General features: G+C 60.1%; 18 protein-coding genes. 11 read left to right on the top strand and 7 right to left on the bottom strand.

Translation table 11 applies throughout. The features are described 5' to 3' along the window. Positions 1–164: 164 nt before the first annotated feature. The 4 genes from tal to ABI582_RS15120 form a co-directional block, all read right to left on the bottom strand. Positions 165–1,091, bottom strand: coding sequence for a transaldolase (gene tal / locus ABI582_RS15105; RefSeq protein WP_442119573.1), 927 nt, complete (start codon positions 1,089–1,091; stop codon positions 165–167). A gap of 307 nt (positions 1,092–1,398) precedes the next feature. Then, positions 1,399–2,400 carry a tRNA dihydrouridine(20/20a) synthase DusA gene (dusA, locus tag ABI582_RS15110; protein WP_442119574.1) on the bottom strand — a complete coding sequence of 334 codons (1,002 nt, stop codon included), beginning with the start codon at positions 2,398–2,400 and terminating at the stop codon, positions 1,399–1,401. A 134-nt stretch (positions 2,401–2,534) separates the two neighbouring features. Next, complete coding sequence (locus tag ABI582_RS15115; RefSeq protein WP_442119575.1) at positions 2,535–3,404, bottom strand: AraC family transcriptional regulator; 870 nt, start codon at positions 3,402–3,404, stop codon at positions 2,535–2,537. A gap of 144 nt (positions 3,405–3,548) precedes the next feature. Further along, positions 3,549–3,950 (bottom strand): GFA family protein, encoded by a 402-nt coding sequence (locus tag ABI582_RS15120; protein ID WP_442119624.1) that lies wholly within the window; start codon positions 3,948–3,950, stop codon positions 3,549–3,551. Positions 3,951–4,166: 216 nt separating this feature from the next. Between ABI582_RS15120 and ABI582_RS15125 the strand changes: the two genes are divergently transcribed. The 5 genes from ABI582_RS15125 to ABI582_RS15145 all read left to right on the top strand — a co-directional run bounded on the left by ABI582_RS15125 (position 4,167) and on the right by ABI582_RS15145 (position 7,946). Beyond that, positions 4,167–4,694, top strand: coding sequence for a DUF3455 domain-containing protein (locus ABI582_RS15125; protein ID WP_019472809.1), 528 nt, complete (start codon positions 4,167–4,169; stop codon positions 4,692–4,694). A gap of 108 nt (positions 4,695–4,802) precedes the next feature. After that, on the top strand, positions 4,803–5,351 hold the full coding sequence (locus ABI582_RS15130; RefSeq protein ID WP_442119625.1) for a sigma-70 family RNA polymerase sigma factor: 549 nt from the start codon (positions 4,803–4,805) through the stop codon (positions 5,349–5,351). Further along, positions 5,348–6,055, top strand: coding sequence for an anti-sigma factor (locus ABI582_RS15135; protein WP_442119576.1), 708 nt, complete (start codon positions 5,348–5,350; stop codon positions 6,053–6,055). Before ABI582_RS15130 ends, ABI582_RS15135 begins: the two co-directional genes overlap by 4 nt. Positions 6,056–6,149: 94 nt before the next feature. Next, positions 6,150–6,629 (top strand): MerR family transcriptional regulator, encoded by a 480-nt coding sequence (locus ABI582_RS15140; RefSeq protein ID WP_442119577.1) that lies wholly within the window; start codon positions 6,150–6,152, stop codon positions 6,627–6,629. A gap of 87 nt (positions 6,630–6,716) precedes the next feature. Beyond that, positions 6,717–7,946 carry an NADH:flavin oxidoreductase/NADH oxidase family protein gene (locus ABI582_RS15145; RefSeq protein WP_442119578.1) on the top strand — a complete coding sequence of 410 codons (1,230 nt, stop codon included), beginning with the start codon at positions 6,717–6,719 and terminating at the stop codon, positions 7,944–7,946. A gap of 102 nt (positions 7,947–8,048) precedes the next feature. On the opposite strand, the gene ABI582_RS15150 is transcribed toward ABI582_RS15145, so the two are convergent. Beyond that, complete coding sequence (locus ABI582_RS15150) at positions 8,049–8,966, bottom strand: transporter (protein WP_338746661.1); 918 nt, start codon at positions 8,964–8,966, stop codon at positions 8,049–8,051. Positions 8,967–9,028: 62 nt separating this feature from the next. Then, positions 9,029–10,984 (bottom strand): alkyl/aryl-sulfatase, encoded by a 1,956-nt coding sequence (locus ABI582_RS15155; protein WP_442119579.1) that lies wholly within the window; start codon positions 10,982–10,984, stop codon positions 9,029–9,031. 259 nt (positions 10,985–11,243) lie between these two features. Here ABI582_RS15155 and ABI582_RS15160 point away from each other — a divergent pair, with 259 nt between their 5' ends. The 3 genes from ABI582_RS15160 to ABI582_RS15170 are packed head-to-tail and all read left to right on the top strand — an operon-like array spanning position 11,244 to position 15,050. After that, positions 11,244–12,035, top strand: coding sequence for a hypothetical protein (locus ABI582_RS15160; RefSeq protein WP_442119580.1), 792 nt, complete (start codon positions 11,244–11,246; stop codon positions 12,033–12,035). Positions 12,036–12,069: 34 nt separating this feature from the next. Then, positions 12,070–13,509, top strand: coding sequence for a DUF1254 domain-containing protein (locus ABI582_RS15165; RefSeq protein ID WP_442119626.1), 1,440 nt, complete (start codon positions 12,070–12,072; stop codon positions 13,507–13,509). 47 nt (positions 13,510–13,556) lie between these two features. Continuing rightward, entirely contained in the window at positions 13,557–15,050 is a 1,494-nt protein-coding gene (locus tag ABI582_RS15170) for a DUF1254 domain-containing protein (RefSeq protein ID WP_442119581.1), read from the top strand. Between the two features lie 64 nt (positions 15,051–15,114). Here the strand turns inward: ABI582_RS15170 and ABI582_RS15175 are convergent, their stop codons facing one another. Next, complete coding sequence (locus ABI582_RS15175; RefSeq protein ID WP_442119582.1) at positions 15,115–16,635, bottom strand: NCS1 family nucleobase:cation symporter-1; 1,521 nt, start codon at positions 16,633–16,635, stop codon at positions 15,115–15,117. A gap of 295 nt (positions 16,636–16,930) precedes the next feature. Here ABI582_RS15175 and ABI582_RS15180 point away from each other — a divergent pair, with 295 nt between their 5' ends. The 3 genes from ABI582_RS15180 to ABI582_RS15190 all read left to right on the top strand — a co-directional run bounded on the left by ABI582_RS15180 (position 16,931) and on the right by ABI582_RS15190 (position 19,788). Further along, complete coding sequence (locus tag ABI582_RS15180; protein WP_442119583.1) at positions 16,931–17,965, top strand: L,D-transpeptidase; 1,035 nt, start codon at positions 16,931–16,933, stop codon at positions 17,963–17,965. 90 nt (positions 17,966–18,055) lie between these two features. Then, a complete protein-coding gene (locus tag ABI582_RS15185) occupies positions 18,056–18,766 on the top strand; it encodes a murein L,D-transpeptidase catalytic domain family protein (protein WP_374045938.1) in 711 nt (236 codons plus the stop codon). 191 nt (positions 18,767–18,957) lie between these two features. Beyond that, positions 18,958–19,788, top strand: a complete 831-nt coding sequence (locus ABI582_RS15190) for a winged helix-turn-helix domain-containing protein (RefSeq protein ID WP_442119584.1) — start codon at positions 18,958–18,960, stop codon at positions 19,786–19,788. Positions 19,789–19,834 lie beyond the last annotated feature (46 nt).

Genomic DNA, 19,834 nt, shown 5'->3' on the forward strand with positions numbered 1-19,834 from the left:
CGCTCCCACAAGTACAGCGCCAATTTCAGGCCTGTGGGTATGCGTGTGGGAGCGGGTTTACCCGCGAAGAGGCCCTGGAATTCAATTCACAACTAAAGCTTGGCAAAACAAAACGGGCGGAAAATGCTGAACACTTCCCGCCCGTCAGGCAAATCCGATATGTGTCAGGCCTTTTCAGCCATCAACTTCTCCAGTTTCTCCTGGTCCCGCGCAAACTGGCGAATCCCCTCGGCCAGCTTCTCGGTGCCCATGGCATCCTCGTTCATTGCCCAGCGGAACTGGCTTTCATTCAGCTGCTGCTTGGCCTCGCCGGCACTGCCCGGCTTGAGCACACGCGGCAGTTCACCTTGGTCATCGCTCAACTGCTGCAACAGTTCAGGGCTGATGGTCAGGCGGTCACAGCCGGCCAGCTGCTCGATCTGGCTGATATTGCGGAAGCTGGCGCCCATGACCACCGTGTTGTAGCCATTGGCCTTGTAGTAGTTGTAAATGCGCGTCACCGATTGCACGCCAGGGTCGTCGGCGCCCACGTAATCCGTGCCGGTGCTCTTTTTGTACCAGTCGTAGATACGGCCCACGAACGGCGAAATCAGGAACACACCGGCATCGGCGCAGGCCTGGGCCTGGGCGAAGGAGAACAGTAGCGTGAGGTTGGTCTGGATGCCTTCTTTTTCCAGCTGCTCGGCAGCACGGATGCCTTCCCAGGTGGAGGCCAGCTTGATCAGCACGCGGTCTTTGGAAACCCCGGCTGCGTCATACAGCCCGATCAGCTGGCGGGCCTTGTTCAGCAGCGCCGGTTCATCGAACGACAGGCGGGCATCCACCTCGGTGGAGATACGCCCCGGAATGACCTTGAGAATGCCCGAGCCCACGGCCACCGCGAACTTGTCACAGGCCAGGTCGACATTGCCCTTGGCGTCGGCCTTCACCTGCTTGAGCAAGTCGGCGTAGCCCGGGATGGCAGCGGCCTTGAGCAGCAGGGACGGGTTGGTGGTGGCATCGACCGGCTTCAGGCGGGTGATGGCGTCCAGGTCCCCGGTGTCGGCGACCACGGTGGTGAACTGCTTCAGTTGTTCCAGCTTGGAAGTCATGGGCGTGCTCTGTCCTGTGCATTTACTCGACATTACCCGAGCCCCGACAGCCGCTCAAGGGCCTGTAGAAGCGGGCTTGCCCACGAAGGGCCGTACGTAAGGTGAAGATTCGAGTGCCCGGCTGCCTTGAGGTTCCACATACTGCAATTCTCAAGCTCGCACGATCGTCTGTAGGAGCGGCCTTGTGCCGCGATAGGGCTGCAAAGCAGCCCCAGGGTTTCCGCGCAGATGCCTATATTGCTGGGGCTGCTTTGCAGCCCTGTCGCGGCACAAGGCCGCTCCTACAACGGCCCTGTCGCGTGTAGTATCACCGCCCTTGCAACAACTCCACCGCCTGGTCAAACACGGCCAGCGGCTGCGCCGCCTTGTGAATGTCTGCCGACAGCAACTGACGGAAGCGCCGCGCCCCCTTGAACCCTTGGGCCAGCCCCAGAATATGCCGGGTAACGTGGTGCATCGCGCCGCCACTGCCCATGTGCGCCACAATATAAGGCCGCAATTGCGCCAGCACTTCGCTACGGCTGACCACCGGCGCTTCGCTGCCAAACAGCCGCTGGTCCACCTCGGCCAGCAAGTAAGGGTTGTGATACGCCTCACGCCCCAGCATCACACCATCGAAAGTTTCAAGGTGTGCCTGGCATTCGTCCAGGGTCTTGATCCCGCCGTTGAGCACGATCTCCAGGTCCGGGAAGTCCGCCTTCAGCTGCGCCGCTACCTCATAGCGCAGGGGCGGCACCTCGCGGTTTTCCTTCGGCGACAACCCCTCCAGAATCGCGATGCGCGCATGCACGGTAAAACTCCGGCACCCAGCCTCGCGCACCTGCCCGACGAAGTCGCACAGCTCGGCATAGCTGTCGCGGCCATTGATGCCGATGCGGTGCTTGACCGTCACCGGTGTCGACACCGCATCCCGCATGGCCTTCACGCAATCGGCCACCAGCGCCGGGTGAGCCATCAGGCAGGCACCGATCATGTTGTTCTGCACCCGGTCGCTCGGGCAGCCGACATTGAGGTTGACCTCGTCATAGCCCGCGTCCTCGGCCAGGCGTGCGCAGGCTGCCAAATCGGCGGGCACGCTACCGCCCAGTTGCAGGGCCAGCGGGTGCTCGGAGGCATCGTGGCGCAGGAAACGGTGGGCGTCGTTGTGCAGCAGGGCACCGGTGGTGACCATTTCGGTGTAGAGCAGGGTTTGCCTGGAGAGCAGGCGCAGGAAGAACCGGCAGTGGCGGTCTGTCCAGTCCATCATAGGCGCAACGGAAAACCGGCGTGTCGGTTCCGCACGTTGAATTACAGCTGATTCTTGGGGCATCTGGGGCACGTATCTGATACCCGGCTCGGTTGCCCGGCGCCGGGTGGATTTGGGGAATGGACATAGTCTACCAACTTGGCCAGCCATACGTCTGGGCCGGTGATGGTTGGCTCACCCTTCTGCCATGGGCCGGGCTACCTCAGCGGCACATAGATATCCGTTTCCCACTGCTCCAGCGGCGTCTCCGGATACACGCTCAAATAATGGAAAAACAACGGATGGTCGCGCAGTTCTTCATTGCTCGACGGCAGCCAGTCCCGGTAAAGCGGGTAGATCGTTTCGCCAATGTAGTCAGGCGAGCCGGTATGCCGAATCACGGCACAACGGCCCGCCGGTATGACCCGTTCATGCACACCGAATTCATTGGCCTGCACAGCCTCGTCCATCTCCCCACAAACGGCGAAGCGAAAGGCGTCGGGCGGGGTGGTGTCGGGGTTGTCGTAGGGGATGCCGAAGGTGCGACTACTGGCCACCGGCGACTGGCCGCTGTTTATGCGCCATTGGCGAAAACGCGCGACGCTTTCACCGACCAGGCTGGGCGCCCCTTGGTGTTCTAGTACGGCTACGCGGGTTTCGGCGAACTCCACGATACGGATCTGCATGGTGATACTCCTGCAAAGGTGTGGAACAACGAATACCGCACTCCAGGCCTGCCAGTTCGGCGCCTTGGCGAACACGCTCGGTGCCATGCCGAAGGCACGCCTGAACGCCCTGGAAAAGGCTTCGGGGCTTTCGAAGCCGGCGCCGAAAGCGGCTTCCAGCACGGGCGTTGCGGGCGATGCGGCCAGTTGGTGCGCCGCGCGTCGAAGCCTCATCAGTTGCACGTATCGTGAAACCGGAACGCCCAGGTATGCCGTGAACTGCCGATGGAAGTGAAACGCCGAAAAGTTGGCGATGCGGCTCAAGGCATTCACCGACAGGTCACCTTCGAGGTGGCTGTCGATGTAGGCAAGCACGGCTTCGAACCGTTTTGCATAGGCAGGGCTGGGTTGTGAGTCAGTCAACGAGCGATGTCTCCGGAAGGTGCGGTGAGCGCTAGCATCCGTTGTTCAGGCATCGAGGTGCCTAGCCGTGATTGCTCTGTTGCGGATTATCCTGAAGCTGCCGGGGATGGCAGCACCGTTGCATTGAACTCAGCGGTCAACTGATCAGCTCTTGCAATCAGAGGGGATGAACGGAAAGTACCAAGGGGCAGCCGACTCGACGTGCAGATGTTGCTGCTTCTTGGGCAGGAACGGTGTATCAAGCGTGCCCAGGGCTATCGAAACCCAGTCGGCAAACTCACCTTCTGAGCGTGACCAGAACAAGGTCGAGCCGCACTCTACGCAAAATTCCCGCACCACCGTCGGCGAAGACGCATAGGTCTTGATACTGGTGGCGCCACGAAGGATGCGCAGCATGCTGCGCGGAACGCTGCCGTATGAAGCGAATGCTGCCCCGTGCCCTTTGCGGCACTGGCTGCAATGGCAGTGGCTTACGGCCTTGGGTGGGGTAAGCAGCAGGTAACTGACCGCTGCGCACAAGCAGCTTCCTTGGTATGCCTCTTTCACTGGCGCTTCCGTGCAGGTGGAAAACGCCAGCGTAACCGCCCCGGCGTGATCAGTCGACCGTGGCACGCCTGCACACCTGCTTCGGTGTCAGCACGGTATCAATAACGAGCATGCAAAATTATTTTTGAGCCGGTGCATCCAGAACGGCACCCGATGGGTAGTTCTTATCAGGCAGTCGGTGATTGCCTGACCCATGATCCCCACGGAGTTCGCCCCATGATCATCAAGCCCGCTTTCTCCCTGCTCGCCGCCTGCCTTGTACTCGCGTCTGCACCCGCCCATGCCCAGTCGGGCGTCCCGGAGGCGGTCAAGGTTCCCGATGGCCACGCCATCATGCTGGAAACCGTCGGTGTCGGTGAGATCACCTACGAATGCCGCGACAAGGCCAATGCGCCAGGCCAGACAGAGTGGTTTTTCGTCGGCCCCAAGGCGGTGCTCAACGACCGCAGCGGCAAGCCTGTGGGTGACTATTTTGGTCCTCCGGCCACCTGGCAGGCCAAGGACGGTTCGAAAGTGACCGGCACCCAGCTTGCAGTCGCCCCGGCGGCCAAAGGCGATATCCCGTATCAACTGGTCAAGGCCAACCCTGCCGAGGGCAAGGGCGCAATGCAGGGGGTCAGCTACATCCAGCGCCTGGCTACGCGCGGTGGGGTAGCGCCTTCCATGGACTGCACGGCACAGAGCAAAGGGGCGCAGCAGACAGTCAAGTACCAGGCGGATTACGTGTTCTGGTCAGCCAAGTGAGGAGGGCTTGAGCAGCACACCAGCGATTGATCATCTACGCTGCTGGACGTGCCCCAGGCCGGTAAGCCAGGGCACCGTCCAGGTTTCATGATGAAGGAACGCCCCATTTTGAATTCGCCCGTTGTTCCATTTGATTTCGAGGGCTGTCTTGCCGCTTGCGCCCAAGGAGACCGCCACGCCTTGCAGGCGCTCTATGAACATGAGGGGGCACGTTTGCTGGGCGTCGCACGGCGCATCGCGCGCGACCAGGCGAGCGCGGAGGACATTGTTCACGATGCCTTTGTCCGTATCTGGACACGTGCTGCCAGCTATGACCCAGCGCGCGGTTCAGCACGGGGCTGGGTGTACAGCATCACCCGTCACCTGGCGCTGAACCTCGTGCGTGACAGCCGCTGGGAAGCCGAGCTGGACGAGCCTGGCATGGGCGCGGCTGTCACACTGGCCCCGGAGCTGGACGACCTGCAACTGTGGTCAGGCTCGGCGAAAATCTATCGCTGCCTTGAGCAACTGCAACCCGCTCCCCAGCGTTGCATCCTGCATGCGTATGTGGACGGTTGCAGCAATGCCGAAATCGCAACCCTGCTGGGTGCGCCGTTGGGCACTGTCAAGGCATGGATCAAGCGAAGCCTGAAGGCCCTGCGGGAGTGCATGACATGAAGCGTACCCCAGGTGATGACAGCGCCGAGGACCTGGACGACCTGGCGGCCGAGTATGTGCTGGGTACCTTGAGTGGCGAGCAGCGTGCTGCCATACAGGACCGTTTGAAAACGGAGCCGGCCGTACGAGCCGCGGTTGATGCCTGGGAGGCGCGACTGCTCGAACTGACCACGCAGGTTGAACCCATCACGCCAAGCCACCGCTTGTGGGGACGAATCGAGCGCAGCCTTGAAGAGGCTTACCCGCCAGGGCATCCACGAGCTGGGTGGTGGCAGCGGCTTGGACTCTGGCAGGGCTTGAGCGCTGCGGGGCTTGCAGCGAGCTTGCTCCTGGCCTTTGCGCTGTTGACCAAGGCGCCGCCTGTGACCACCTACATGGTGGTGCTCGTAGCGCCGTCGGGCCAGGCCCCAGGGTGGGTAGTGCAAGCCAACGATGCGAGCATGATCGAACTGATCCCGCTTGGCGTGGACGATGTGCCCGAAGGCATGACCTTGCAGTTCTGGACCAAGGGCGAGCAGTGGCGCGCACCTGTTTCGTTGGGGTTGGTCAAACCGGGCGAACAGTACCGCGTGCCGCTGACGCGCTTGCCTGCGCTTGAGCCCAATCAGTTGTTCGAGCTGACCCTTGAGAAAGCGGGGGGCTCTCCCACGGGTGCGCCAACGGGCCCGGTGAAGTTCATCGGCCGCGCAGTGAAAGTAATATGACGTAGGTGGGCCCAGGCAATACTGATTTGCTTTGCCGACCGAGGACTCCAGCTTTAAAGTCAACTCAGGGGCGATAGCATTTTCAGGGTGGGTTATGAGAATAGGTGAACTGGCGAAGATCAGCGGGTTGGCGCCATCACGCATCCGCTTCTACGAGGCCAGCGGCTTGATCGGATCTGTCGAGCGCAAAGCAAATGGCTACAGGGACTACGCGCCTGATACCCAGTGGGTTCTGCAGATCATCACCGGGGCGCAGGCGGCGGGGTTTTCATTGGAAGAAATCCGCCAACTGATGCCGATGAATGCCAGCGGCTGGCAGCACGATGAGTTGCTCAGTGGCCTCAAGCAGAAGGTTGAGGAAATCGGCGTTCTACAGCAACGGCTGGCCCAGAACAAAGCGCAACTTCTGCTCGTCATCGAGGGTATTGAGGGTAAACCTCAAGGTATGGCGTGTGCGGAAAATGCGCAACTGTTGATGAATCGTTTACGTGAAGAAGGGGTTGGCCAAGCTTCAGGCAAGCGTTCGGTGAGGCCTTCCTTGAGAAAAAACGCTCGCCAAGGTTCCGAGGCCTGACAGGCTGCCCCCCCCCAACAAAAAGGTCTTGACCTTAAAGTTCACTTTAATCTTATGGTGGCCTCATACCCAGTTGAGGACTGCTCCATGAATGTGTTCGACACCCTGATACTTCCCAACGGTTCGACCATCAAGAATCGAATCGCCAAAGCTGCCATGGAAGAGAACATGGCGGACGCCGATCAGGCACCTTCCGAAGCGCTGATGCGCCTTTATCAAGCATGGGCCGACGGCGGTGCCGGCCTGATCATCACCGGCAACGTGATGGTCGACGGCCGCGCGATGACCGGGCCGGGTGGCGTGGTGTTGCAGGACGATCAGCAACTGGACAAGTTCAAGCGCTGGGCGCGTGTGGGGCGATCCGGCGGTGCGCAGTTCTGGTTGCAGATCAATCACCCAGGCCGGCAGATGCAGGCCAACCTTGGGCAAAAAACCTGGGCACCCTCAGCCGTGCCGCTGGAGCTTGGCAAGCTTTCCAAACGTTTTGTCACGCCGTATGCAATGACCCCTGGCGTGATCGAAGAGGTTATCCAGCGCTTTGCGAATACCGCACGCCTCGGCGAGCGCGCAGGGTTCACAGGCGTGGAAATCCACGCTGCACATGGCTATTTACTGAGCCAGTTCCTGTCGCCGTTGACCAACCAGAGGACGGACGAGTGGGGCGGGGCTCTGGAAAACCGGGCGCGCTTGTTGCTCGAAATCGTCAAGGCGGTCAGGGCTGTGGTTTCTGCGGATTTTGCAGTGGCGGTCAAGCTCAACTCTGCAGACTTCCAGCGCGGAGGCTTCACCGCCGATGACGCGAAAAGGGTAGTTGGTTGGCTCAACGACCTGGGCGTGGATATGGTGGAGTTGTCGGGAGGCAGTTACGAAGTACCGGCCATGCAAGGTGAAGCGCGCGATGGCCGGACCCTGGCTCGCGAAGCATATTTCGTCGAGTTTGCCCGTGATATCCAGACCGTCGCCAGGATGCCGGTGATGGTCACCGGCGGTATACGTCGCCGCCCGGTGGCCGAAAGTGTCGTGCAGCGTGGTGTGGACATGGTGGGCATCGGAACCGCGTTGGCCATCGACCCGCATTTGCCTCGTGACTGGCTTCAGGGCAAGGACAATGCCCCGCAGTTGCCGCCGATAACCTGGAAAAACAAAGCCCTTGCCGCCTTGGCGAACATGGCAGTAGTGAAGTATCAATTGCGCAAACTCAGCCGAGCCAAAAAGCCCGACCCCAGCGTTTCACCGTTACGCGCGCTGATCCTTCAACAACTCGCCATGGCCTTTCGCACTCGTCAGTATCGGAGATGGATAGAAAAGCTTCAGTAGTTTGCCGCGCACGGTATGTCACATTCGCGGTGCATGACTCGAGCATTTGACTGCTCCCTCGACCCGTTTCACTCGCGTCGCCTGCGCTGGCTGATTAAACCTTCACCACACATACTGCAAGCGCAACGTCCAGGTATTCACATCCGGTGACCCTGTGCGCTCGGAGACAGTATCCGAATAGGCAATCAACCCGCCGAACTGGGGCGATAGCATGAAGCCCAGGCTGGCACCCAGCAGTGTGTTCTCTTGCTGGTTGTCCTGGTTCACGCCATTGATTCTGGTTTCCCCGCCTTTGTTGTAGGTGGCGTCGAGAGAGGCCCACAGCGCACGGTTGAAGCTGTAGCTGTAGTGCCCTTCGACGGCATACAGCGGCTTCTGCTCAAGCTTGTTGTCGCCCAGGTAATCCTCATTGTCGCCATACAGCGACACGTAGGTGTTCACCTCCAGCCAGGTCGGCCCGATGGGCGTGCCAAATGCCAGCTCCGGTTTGAACACCCAGCGGTTGGCGCCAATATTGATGATGCGCTTCTTGTCGTAGTCGCCGGTGGGGGCCGTGACCCACAAGGCCCCGGTCAGGAACGTCTCGGGCTGCCAGGTGGCGAACTCTTCCTGGGTCAGCGCCGGCCCGCCGAACAGGTTGTGCACGAAAACCAGCTGCACATCACCCATGCCGCCATTGTGCTTGGTACCGTCGAAAAAACGCGCATCGTCGAATGATGCGCTGACATCGGCATACGGCTGAATTACCTGTATCGCAGAGTTGCGCCCGTCGATGCCGAAGGACCGCGCGTAGCGCAGGATGTACAGGTCGGCGTTCAGCGACAGCCCGTCGATCGGCAATGAAGTGTCGATTGGCGTGTTGGTGTCGATGAGGTTGTAGTAGCCGAAGATCATGTTCAGGTCGGTTGGCAGGTTTTGCCAGTCGCGAGCGTTGTCTGCGTGAGCGTTAACGGAGCAAAGGGAAGCGGCAACGCTGATACCCAACAGGGTTGTGCCGGTACACCACGAGCGTAGAAGCATGTAGGGTCCTCACTGTTCATCCATGGAGTGGCCCCGGCCAGTTGCCGGGGCTTGCGGCAGGGTCAAGGCGTGACGATGTCGAACATGGTCGGGAAGGTATCGAGCAGCCCCAGCAGCTCGTTGACCTTGGCGACGTCGCCCTCCACCTTGGCCTTGCCTGCGGCAACTTCCTTGTCCAGGTCCACGCCGCCCATCATTAGCCCGGCGAAGCCGAGCTTGTCGACCGTCAAGGTGGCATCGGCCTTGTCCAGCACCTTGCCTTCGGTATAGATGATCACGCCGTTGCGTAGCTCAACCGCATAATTGCCGCCATCGGGCTGTTTCCAGTTCAGCAGCACATGCTTGCCAATGGCTTTAGGGCCATTGATCCGCACACCCAGGTAGTCGAGCAGCAGGTCGGGGCTCATCGCCGCCACCATGTCCGGACTCGAGGTGCTGATACCCGGCACCTTCGGTACGCCGTTACGCAGTTCGTATGCGCCCATCAGGTACTCGTTGCGCCAGGTCGGGTTTTCCGTCTGGTAGCCCAGTTGCTCAAAGGCATCGGCTTGCAGGTTGCGCGCCTGCTGATTGGCCGGGTCGGCGAATACCACATGCTTGAGCACCTCGGCGGCCCAGCGGTAGTCGCCCTTGTCGATCGAGGCCTTGGCCTTGGTCATGACCGCTTCGGCACCGCCCATGAATTCGACGTACTTCTGGCCCGCCTCGGTGGGTGGCAGCGGGTGCAGGTTGGCCGGGTTGCTGTCGTACCAGCCCAGGTAGCGCTGGTAGATGGCCTTGGCGTCATGGTTGACCGAGCCGTAGTAACCGCGGTTGTGCCATTTTTTGCCGGTGCTGTCGGGCAGCTGCAGTTGTTCGGCAATCTCGACCATGGTGTAGCCCTTGTTCGCCAGGTTCAGCGACTGGTCATGGATGTACTTGAACATGTCCCGCTGGTCGGCAATGAAGTCGACGATGCGTTGCTGGCCCCACATCGGCCAGTGGTGCTGGGCGATGACCACTTCGACTTCGCTGCCATGGGCGTTGATTGCCTGGTTGAGGGTCTTCCACCAGTTGGCCGCGTTGCGCACCTGGGCGCCGCGCAGGGTGTACAGGTTGTGCAGGGTGTGAGTGGCATCCTCGGCGGTATTGAGCAGTTTGAATTGCGGGAACCAGATGAGCATTTCCGATGGCGCTTCGGTGCCTGGCGCCATCTGGAATTCCATCTCGACGCCGTCGATGTTGCGCTTCTCACCGGTCTTGGTGATGGTGTCGGTCGGCGCAATCAGGGTAAAGGTACCGAACGAGGTGGTTTTGCCGAGCCCGGCGTCCAGCTGCCCACGGGCGCTGCGCGGCAACAATGCGCCGTACTGGTAGAGGGTGCGTCGGCTCATCGCATTGCCCGCCAGCACGTTCTCGCTCACGGCTTCTTCGAGGAAGCCTTCCGGGGCAATGATCTTGACCTTGCCGGCCTTCACATCCTCTTCGTTGGTCACCCCTTTCACGCCGCCGTAGTGGTCGGCATGGCTGTGGGTGTAGATCACCGCCACCACCGGCTTTTTCGGGCGGTTCTTGTAGTACAGGTCCAGGCCCGCCTTGGCCACTTCGGTGGTAACCAGCGGGTCGATGATGATCAGGCCATTGTCGGTTTCGATGATGGTCATGTTGGACAGGTCGAAACCGCGGATCTGGTAGACCCTGTCGGTGACCTTGAACAGGCCGTTGTTCAGGTTCAGTTCGGCGATGCGCCAGAGGCTCGGGTTGACCGTATCGGGCGCCTCGTCCTTGATGAAATCGTAACTGGTCAGGTCCCAGGATGTTTCGCCTTTGGCGTCCCGAATGGTCATCGGCACCAGGGTTTCGATAAAGCCCTTCTTGGCGTCTTCGAAGTCCTGCTTGTCTGCAAAGGGCAGCTCTTTTAGCACGGCGGCATTGGCCTGACGCGTCTGCTCACTGGCGTCCTTTGGCTCTACCTGGGCCAAGGCCCAGACGCTGTTCAGGCCAATTGCCGCAGCCAGCACATGTTTGCAAAATTTCATCGAGTGTTCCCGTCCATGTTTCGATTCAGTCAATGGCCTGTTCGTGCAACAAATGCCTGCGGGGCCCCTTTCGGCTACACGCGATTGGCTATTGAGCATAGACACAAACTGAAAGCCCGCTTGATTCCTCATGGCTTAACTGACCGGTACATAACGGCGCCTGCTAGCACAATAAAGAACCTCTGCTAACTTTGAGTCGACCTATTAATCGATTCGGGTCGGCTGCAGATGCCGATCGCCAGATCAGGGAAGATTACGCATGCGTAGAGGTCAACTTTTACGATTGTGGGTATTGGCAGTTTTATGTTCGTCACCGTTCGACGCTTTTGCGGACAATGCCGAAACAGCCAACAAAAGTAACAACCCGCTCAACCTTGCCCCGGGTCTGAACTTCCAGGATTACTACACGCCGTCGCTGTATGACACCAACGCGCACACCAACGACCTGCTGGTGCGCGGCACGTTGCCAATCGCGCCGGGGGACTTCATCGGTGTACCGCAACTGCTGCGCGCCACGGTGCCCATCAGTACCCGCCCGGACCCGCACGGCGGTTACAGCACCGGCTTGGGCGACTTGAACCTGTTCGACATCTTTCTGCTCAAGACCGAGGGCGTGCAGCTGGGCATCGGCCCGCAGATCACGGCCCCCACTGCCGAGCATGATGAACTGGGCACCGGGAAATGGCAGGGCGGCCTTGCCGCCGTGGCCATCGATGCCTCCCCACGCGGCCTGCTGGGTGCCCTGGTGCAGTACCAGTCATCTTTTGCCGGTGATGATGACCGGCCCCATGTCGAGACCGCGACCTTTCAGCCTTTCATCATTCACAACCTGCCCAAGGGCTGGTACCTGCGCTCCACCGGCACCTGGACCTTCGACCTTAAAAACGACACGCATTACATCCCCGTAGGCCTGGGTATCGGCAAGGCCAGCAAGGTGGGCAGCAACATCTACAACTGGTTCGTCGAGCCGCAGTGGACGGTGGACCACAAGGGCCCGGGCGTGCCGCAGTTCACGTTGTTCGCGGGTCTGAACATCACGTTGGGGAAGTAACGGACAAGGAGATGACCGCATGAGAAAAGGTGCAATGATGGCCCACCTGGCGCTGGCAACCAGCGCGCTGCTGATCAGTGCCGCAGTGCAGGCAAACGATCAGCCGGCAGTGCAGGTAACCGGCCCTGCGGCGGATGTGAAAGTGACCGAGGCCTATGTGCGCATGCAGGCCAGGGATGCGTATTTCTGGGGCTGGACGATGGCCAACATCTACAACCGCAGGCAGAAATTCAAGGACCTGCCCGAAGCCGGGCTGATGGGTGGCATCGTGCCGGTGGCGCCGATCAATCACCTGTCCATGCTCACCGACTACATCTCCCCCGGCGAACGCCTGGTCGCCTGCCCCAACCAGGACGTGGTCTACGGCGCTGGCAGCATTGCCCTGGACATCGAGCCGGTGGTGCTGCAAGTACCGGATTTCAAGGACCGTTTCTGGGTGTACCAGGTGGTGGACCTGCGCTCGGACAGCTTTGCCGAACTGGGCAAGATGTATGGCAGCAAACCCGGCTTCTATCTGCTGGTCGGGCCTGAATGGAACGGAAAAGTACCCGAAGGGATTACCCAGGTATTCCGGGCCAAGACCAATACCGGTTTTGTCATCCCCCGTGTTTTCCAGGATGACACCGACCAGGACCGCGAAGCGATTCAGCCATTCCTGTCGGGTATCGACATGTACCCACTTTCGCAATTCGATGGCAAAGCCAAACAGCGTGACTGGCGCAAGTCGCCCAAATTCCCTGCGCAAGCGGCGGGTGATGAAGAAACCCGCTGGGTATTCCCGGAAAAGTTCTTTGATGAACTGCCGGCCATTCTCGCAGATGCCAAACCCTTGCCCGGTGAAGAGGCCCGCTACGCTCAATTGTCAAACCTGGCACAGATTGCCCAGCGCGACCCTCAGCTGAAGCAGGCGATGATTGACGAAGCACAAAAAACCGATGAGGAAGTGGTCAAGCCGCTGTTGCAGTTCCGCAACTACGGCCAGCAACTGCCCCATCACTGGAGCACGATCAACAATGGCGCAGCGTTTGGTACCGATTACTTCCTGCGCACAGCGGTCGCCCGGTCGAACATCTTCGTCAACAAACAGATCGAGACCAAGTATTTCTACCAGGACCTGGATCAAACCGGACAACGCCTCAACGGTGGCCAACGTTACAGCGTGACGTTCGCCAAGGATGCCCTGCCGCCGGTAAAAGGTTTCTGGTCACTCACGCTCTACAACCAACAACACTTCTTTGCCGAAAACGCCTTGGGCCGGTACTCCCTGGGTACCAAGAACAAAGCGTTGAAACACAATGCTGACGGCTCGCTGACGCTGTATGTGCAGAGCGAATCGCCGGGTGCCGACAAGGAAAGCAACTGGCTGCCCGCGCCGAAGGGCGCCGATTTCTCGCTGTACGTTCGAGCCTACTGGCCTGAAGCCTCTGCAATGAACGGCCAGTGGACGCCGCCGGCGGTGGTCAAGGCCAACTGAAGGCCGCATCAGGCACCCTTTCAAACTGCGCCACATAAGGACATCCCATGAGCAGCTTGCGCAACACCCTGACCGCCCTGGCCGTAGCGGTCTCGCTGGGCAGCGTCGCCAATGCCGCCACGCGTTACGAAGAGCTGGCCAACCAGCCTTTCGAAAATGGCTTCCCGACCGAAGCCACCGCCCGCAGCCTGATCGACGAACTGGTCTTTCAGCGTGCAGTACAGTCGTACCTGTGGGCGTTGCCAGCAATCAACATCTGGTCGATGAAAGAGGCGTCGGAGAAACAGTTCGGTGCCGGCTACAACATCCTGCCGACCTGGAAGAAGCGCATCAATGCCAAGACGCTGGTGACCACGCCGAACTCTGACCTGGTCTACGCCATGAGCTATCTGGACCTGGCGAAGTACGGTCCGTTGGTGGTCGAGGCACCGCCCGGGGTGCAGGGTATGTTCGATGACTTCTTCCAGCGGCCGATTGTGGGGCCCACCATCGATGGCAAGACCTGGCGTGGTGACGTCGGCCTGGCCGGGCCCGACAAGGGCAAGGGCGGTACCTATGTGCTGCTGCCGCCTGGTTATGACGGCCCGGAACCGACCGAGGGCTTTGTCTACCGCTCGCGCACCAACAATGTGTTCCTGTTCTGGCGCACCTTCTTCAAGGACCCGAAGGACCTGAGCGTGCCGGTGGCCGAAGTGGAGCGCACGAAAATCTATCCGTTAGGCAAAAAGGATTCGGCGCTGCCCATGCAGTTCCCGGATGCTACCGGTGCACCGATCAACATGCTGTTCCCCGAAGACGGCCGTTACTTCGAACTGCTCTCGCGCTTCATAGAAGCCGAAGCGGTCGACCCGGCGGACATGGACATGCGAGGCTTCCTGCATACCATCGGCATCGAAAAGGGCAAGGCCTTCGCCCCGGATGCCGAACGGCGCAAACTGCTGGATGAGGCGGCACGCACGGCGTTCAAGATGAGCAAGGTGGTCACCAGTCATCTGCTGATGAAAGAGCCAGGGGGGCTGTACTACACGGATCGCCAGTATGTGAATACGTTCGCCGGGGAAAACACCGAGTTCCAGGCCAGCGGCACGTTCACCAATCTTGAGCAGCGAGTGGCGTTCTTCACCTCTGCCTACTCGGACAGCCCGGGCATGGTGATGAACATGGTCGGTGCCGGCGCCAAGTACCCGGCGACTACCCGCGATGCCGACGGCAAGTTCCTCGACGGTGCCCACACCTACAAGCTCAACCTTCCGGCAAATGTGCCGGCGGCGTTGTTCTGGTCGGTGACTGCCTACGACAACCTGACCGCCTCGGGGCTGGACAACGGCCAGCCGTTCCCGTCGCTCAACCAGATGGACAAGCCAGCGCAGAACAGCGACGGCTCCACCGACATCTACTTCGGCCCTGAATCACCAGGTTCAGGGAAAAACTGGATTCGTACGGTACCGGGCAAAGGCTTCCTGGTGATTGTGCGGCTGTACGGGCCGAAACAGGCGTTTTTCGACCAGAGCTGGAAGCCTAGCGATTTGATCAAGCAGTAGTACTCAAAAAAAGGTTCATCGTGCCCCAGAGCGCGATGAACCTTGTCCCTTCTTGTTGCGCCGGTCAGTGCTGCGCGCTATCTACCGCGATGCTTTCGCCGGATACTTCCACGTGCTTGATGCTGCGATTGGCGATCGCGTAATGAATCAACCCGCCCAAACCCGCCCCGAAGAACCAGGAGAACTGCGACAGCGTCTCGAACGCCGGCACCAGTGCCAGCACGATGGCGATCAGCGCAGCGGGGATAAACGCCGCGACGGCGCGCAGGTTGACCCCGCCGCTGTAGTGGTAGGCGGCCTCCGGGCTTTCGCTATACAGCTGCGGCAGGTTCACCCGGCTGCGGCGTACCAGGTAGTAGTCGGTGACGATGATGCCGTACAGCGGGCCGAGCAGGGCGCCCAGGCCGCCGAGGAAATACACGATCACGGACGGGCTGTTGTACAAGTGCCACGGCAGGATCACCACCGCGATGGCGGCGCTGAGCAGGCCTGCGCGGCGGAAGTTCAGCAGGTTTGGCGCCAGGTTGGCGAGCACGTAGGCCGGTGCGACGAAGTTGGCCATGATGTTCACTGCCACGGTGACGATCAGGAAGGCCAGGCAGGCCAGCACCAGGCCGGCGGTGTTGGGGATGGCGGCGACGATTTCGGTTGGGCCCTGCACCAGCTTGCCATCAATGCTGAACTGCGCACCGGCGAGCACCACGGCGATCAGCGCGAAGCCGAGCATGTTCACTGGCAGGCCCCAGAAGTTGCCCACGCTGATGGTGCGCCGGTCCGGGCAGTTACGGGTAAAGTCGCAGAAGTTGAGAATCATGGTGCCGTACAGCGAGACCCACAACGCAGCGGCGCCGAGCACCTTCAGCCACATTGTGGAGCCGGTTGGTGCGTTGCCGCTCGACCAGGCAATCGACAGGCCACTGCGCCAGTACATCCAGCCCGCCAGGCAGGCGAAAGCCACCAGGATGATCGGCCCTGTGATGGACTCGAAGCGCCGCACCATCTCCATGCCGTAGGCGAAGATCGTCACCTGTACGCACCAGATGCCGAGGAAGGTGAGCCAGCCCAGGGTCGACAGGCCGAGGATGGAGTTCTGGTCGTAGGCCTTGAGGTCTGGAACGATGGCGGTCAGCAGCACGCGCAGGACAACCGAGGCGAGGTAGGTCTGGATGCCGAACCAGGCGATGGCGATCACCGCACGGATCAGTGCCGGAATCTGCGCCCCATGGATGCCGAAGCTGATCCGGCACAGCACGGGGTAGGGCAGGCCGGTCTTCTGGCCCATGTAGCCGGACAGGTTCATCAGGCCGTAGATCACCAGTGCGCCGAGCGCGAAGGCGGAGAGGATCTGCGCGCCGCTCATGCCCAGGGCGAACAGGCCGATGGCGAAGGAATAGTTGGCGATGTTATGCACATCGTTGGTCCACAGCGCAAACAGGCTGTAGCGCCCCCAAGTGCGATTTGCCGCGCGGGTGGGCGCCAGGTCGGCGCTGTACAGGCGGGGGCTCAACGCCAGCTGACTGGGCCCTGCCGTATCGGCCGGGAGAGCATCGAGCTGGTCAACATCGGAACGTGAAATCGACGCCATCGGAACTCCGTGATGGTTGTGTACTTTTATTTTTTGTCTTGTATACAAACAAGATTCATACCAGCCCCCGCGTTTGGTGGGTTTCACGGATCACAGGCGTTCATTCGGCTTTTTTGCGTGATGCGTTGCGCCTTTAAGTGGGTATTTTGTGCACATTTAGTGTGCAAATTTGTTACCAGGTGCACCAGGTACGGGCGCGTGCTGGCCTTGCAGCCGGGGCCGGCGTGTTGAGCGGTTGGCTTTGCGGGGAGTGTTCCGACTAAGCTGGCGGCAGGGTTCTATGGAGGGCGATAGGATGTTGCATGTAACGCTTGGACTGGGTCTGTTACTCAGCGCTGTCTTGGTCGAAGCGGCTCCACTGCAGGTGCCCACACCGGCCGCACTCAGGAGCCAGCTTGAAAGCCTCAAGCCTGGCCAGTTTCTCTGGTACCCGCAGGTTTCGCCGGTGGGGCCGGTGACCGTAGTGGTCAGCCTTACCGAGCAACGTGCCTACGTTTATCGCAATGGCATTGCCATTGGTGTCAGCACCGTGAGCAGCGGCAAGCCAGGGCGGGAAACCCCCACCGGGGTATTCAGCATTCTGCAGAAGAAGGTCGAGCATAAGTCCAGCCTCTACAACAGCGCACCGATGCCCTACATGGAACGCCTGACGTGGGACGGCATTGCCCTGCACGCAGGCCATCTACCGGGGTACCCCGCCTCGCATGGTTGCGTGCGGCTGCCGATGGACTTTGCCAAGAAGCTGTACGAAGTCACCGGCTTCAGTTCGACCACCGTCATCGTTTCCGATACCAGCAGTGCCCCGGTGGAGGTCTACCACCCCGGCGTGCTGGCGCCCACGGTCAGCGATGGCAAGGCCCAAGGCCCGCTGATGCTGAGCAACCAGCAGTTCTGGAACGACCCAGACCCCACGGCAGGGCCCCTGTCGATCCTGATCAGCCGCGCCGACTTGCGTGCCTACGTGTATCGCGGTGGCCAGTTGGTCGGCTCGGCGCCAGCATTTGCGCCTGCAGGCAGCCAGCACCGCAGTGGCATGGCGGTGTATTCCCTGCTGCAAAAACCATCCGCCCTGGCACTCGATGGCGCGCTACCCTTACGGTGGTCGGTGGTGGGCCTGAGCAACCCGGAGTACGGGAATACGCCCTATGAACAACTGGGGCAACTGAACATCAACCCGGAGTTTCGCCGTCATTTACGTACGGCGATGGACGTCGGCACGATGTTGGTGATCACCGACTGGGCGTCGACCCGGGAAACCCGCACCGAAGGAAAATTCACGGTGATCAGCACCGAAGGCAGTGAAGAATCTAAACCATTGGTCAAGAAGTGATCGGCTTTCCTGAGGTAATCAAGCAAAGTAGCCGCTTTTGGCTGCAACAAGGCAAGAAAAGACAGGTTTTTAACAGGGTATTCCATGTCGATGTTCGAACCATTGCGGGGAGCCTTCCGGCTCTCAGCGGCCAGTATTGGCCTGTTTTTCCTCAGCGCTTGGCATGCTGCCTACGCGCAACCCCTGCCTAGCGCTGCCGAGCTGCAGCAGTTGGCCCCTAACGCCAGCCTTTCGACCCTGGCCCTGGCACTCACCGCCTACGCGTGCGCCAGTCACAGCGACGCGGACAAGTTGCTGACGGTGATCGATTACTCCAAGGCTTCGCGTGACAAACGCCTGTGGGTGTTCGACCTGCGCGCCAGGAAGCTGTTGTTCGAGGAGTGGGTCGCCCATGGCAAGAACAGCGGCGCTGATGTGCCGACCACGTTTTCCAATGCGCCGAACAGCTACCAGTCCTCCATCGGCCTGTACGAGACGGGGCAGACCTACAGTGGCAAGCATGGCCGCTCGCTGCGCCTGCAAGGGCTGGAGCCGGGGTTCAACGACAACAGCATGTCTCGGGCGATTGTGATGCACGCCGCTGCGTATGCCGACCCCAAGGTCGTGCCCGGCCTCGGGCGCCTGGGGCGCAGCCAGGGCTGCCCTGCGGTTCGGCCGGCGATTGCTGGCAAGCTGATCGAAACGCTGCAACGCGGCAGCTACGTGTTTGCCTATTACCCGCAGCAAAACTGGCTGAAAACATCGCGTTTTCTTAACGCCCAGAGCTGCCCGCTGGCCAATCAGTCGGTCGCCAGTAAATAGCGCCTTCGCTGCCTGCCTCGGGTCAGGTCAGGTCGCGCTTTTGATCTGCTGGCCATCAACTCGTCGCTTGCCGCATAGGCTGGTTGTAAAGTCAGTGATGATATTATGCGTGGCGCAGCGGGACAGTGGCGGCTGGCTAGCCGGAAGGTTGTCATTGTGCTGGCGCAAGTCATTGGCCGTGGAGGGTATTGATGGAGGTCTGTTACGACGCGGAACGGATGACGCTGAGTTGTGCTCAGTTATCAACAATTTTAGGCAGTAACGAAAGCGATATGTTGCTTGCCCTGATAGCAGGCATTACTGATAAAGAGGCGATAATTTCCCAGGTATGGGGTGGCCGGGGCTTGGTTGTCTCTGAGAGCAGTTATTACAAGACAGTGCATGCGCTTCGTTCGAAGCTTGTTGATGTTGGTGTGCCTCGAGACAGTTTGAAAACATTGCCCAAGCGCGGTTTGATACTTCTGTGTGAAATTACCATGGTTTCCGCAGGCGCTGCAGTTGAACGGGACATGCCATTGCACCTCGAGCAAGTCAGGCCTTCAGCATCAACAGGCGCCAGTGAGCAACCTGTTGGCAATGACAGCAGGCAAACCGGCTCAAGGGAGGCTGCATCTGGCAAGGCGGAGCTCGCTGAAGAAAGGCAGACCTCTGTTATTGCCCCCCTTCCATTGCGTGACGGATGGATAAGAAGAAATAGCCATTTGTTTTTGCCGGCCCTCGCCTTTCTAGGTGCGTTGCTCCCTGTTATCTATGCCTACCTGATGTTTCACAAGCCGCCGGACCTGGAAGCCTGGAAGCGTGTATGGGAAGGGGAAGGAGCAACGCTGTACGCCGAGCAGAGTGAAAGTATGTCCAAGGATGATGTATTGATGGCGATGGCCGGGTTCGAGCCGGCGCTGGTGTTGAAAGATAGCAACTATTATGTCCGCAAGCCTCTCAGTCAATTACTCATAAGCTGTGTAAAGCCTGAAAGCCACGGGGAGGCGTTGTGCGTAAATTATCTGCGCGTTGGAAAAAAGTGATTGGCCTCACGTCACTTCTTTCGGTAATGATCTTTGCAGGGTTGAT

The organism is Pseudomonas sp. SAS7 (genome assembly GCF_052112345.1).
In the GTDB taxonomy this organism is placed as follows: Bacteria; Pseudomonadota; Gammaproteobacteria; order Pseudomonadales; family Pseudomonadaceae; genus Aquipseudomonas; species Aquipseudomonas putida_Q.

Excerpts from the sequence above, each read along its gene's own strand:
- tal (WP_442119573.1), bottom strand. The coding sequence starts at position 1,091 with ATGACTTCCAAGCTGGAACAACTGAAGCAGTTCACCACCGTGGTCGCC.
- dusA (WP_442119574.1), bottom strand. The coding sequence starts at position 2,400 with ATGCCCCAAGAATCAGCTGTAATTCAACGTGCGGAACCGACACGCCGG.
- ABI582_RS15125 (WP_019472809.1), top strand. The coding sequence starts at position 4,167 with ATGATCATCAAGCCCGCTTTCTCCCTGCTCGCCGCCTGCCTTGTACTC.
- ABI582_RS15135 (WP_442119576.1), top strand. The coding sequence starts at position 5,348 with ATGAAGCGTACCCCAGGTGATGACAGCGCCGAGGACCTGGACGACCTG.
- ABI582_RS15140 (WP_442119577.1), top strand. The coding sequence starts at position 6,150 with ATGAGAATAGGTGAACTGGCGAAGATCAGCGGGTTGGCGCCATCACGC.
- ABI582_RS15145 (WP_442119578.1), top strand. The coding sequence starts at position 6,717 with ATGAATGTGTTCGACACCCTGATACTTCCCAACGGTTCGACCATCAAG.
- ABI582_RS15150 (WP_338746661.1), bottom strand. The coding sequence starts at position 8,966 with ATGCTTCTACGCTCGTGGTGTACCGGCACAACCCTGTTGGGTATCAGC.
- ABI582_RS15155 (WP_442119579.1), bottom strand. The coding sequence starts at position 10,984 with ATGAAATTTTGCAAACATGTGCTGGCTGCGGCAATTGGCCTGAACAGC.
- ABI582_RS15160 (WP_442119580.1), top strand. The coding sequence starts at position 11,244 with ATGCGTAGAGGTCAACTTTTACGATTGTGGGTATTGGCAGTTTTATGT.
- ABI582_RS15165 (WP_442119626.1), top strand. The coding sequence starts at position 12,070 with ATGATGGCCCACCTGGCGCTGGCAACCAGCGCGCTGCTGATCAGTGCC.
- ABI582_RS15170 (WP_442119581.1), top strand. The coding sequence starts at position 13,557 with ATGAGCAGCTTGCGCAACACCCTGACCGCCCTGGCCGTAGCGGTCTCG.
- ABI582_RS15175 (WP_442119582.1), bottom strand. The coding sequence starts at position 16,635 with ATGGCGTCGATTTCACGTTCCGATGTTGACCAGCTCGATGCTCTCCCG.
- ABI582_RS15180 (WP_442119583.1), top strand. The coding sequence starts at position 16,931 with ATGTTGCATGTAACGCTTGGACTGGGTCTGTTACTCAGCGCTGTCTTG.
- ABI582_RS15185 (WP_374045938.1), top strand. The coding sequence starts at position 18,056 with ATGTTCGAACCATTGCGGGGAGCCTTCCGGCTCTCAGCGGCCAGTATT.
- ABI582_RS15190 (WP_442119584.1), top strand. The coding sequence starts at position 18,958 with ATGGAGGTCTGTTACGACGCGGAACGGATGACGCTGAGTTGTGCTCAG.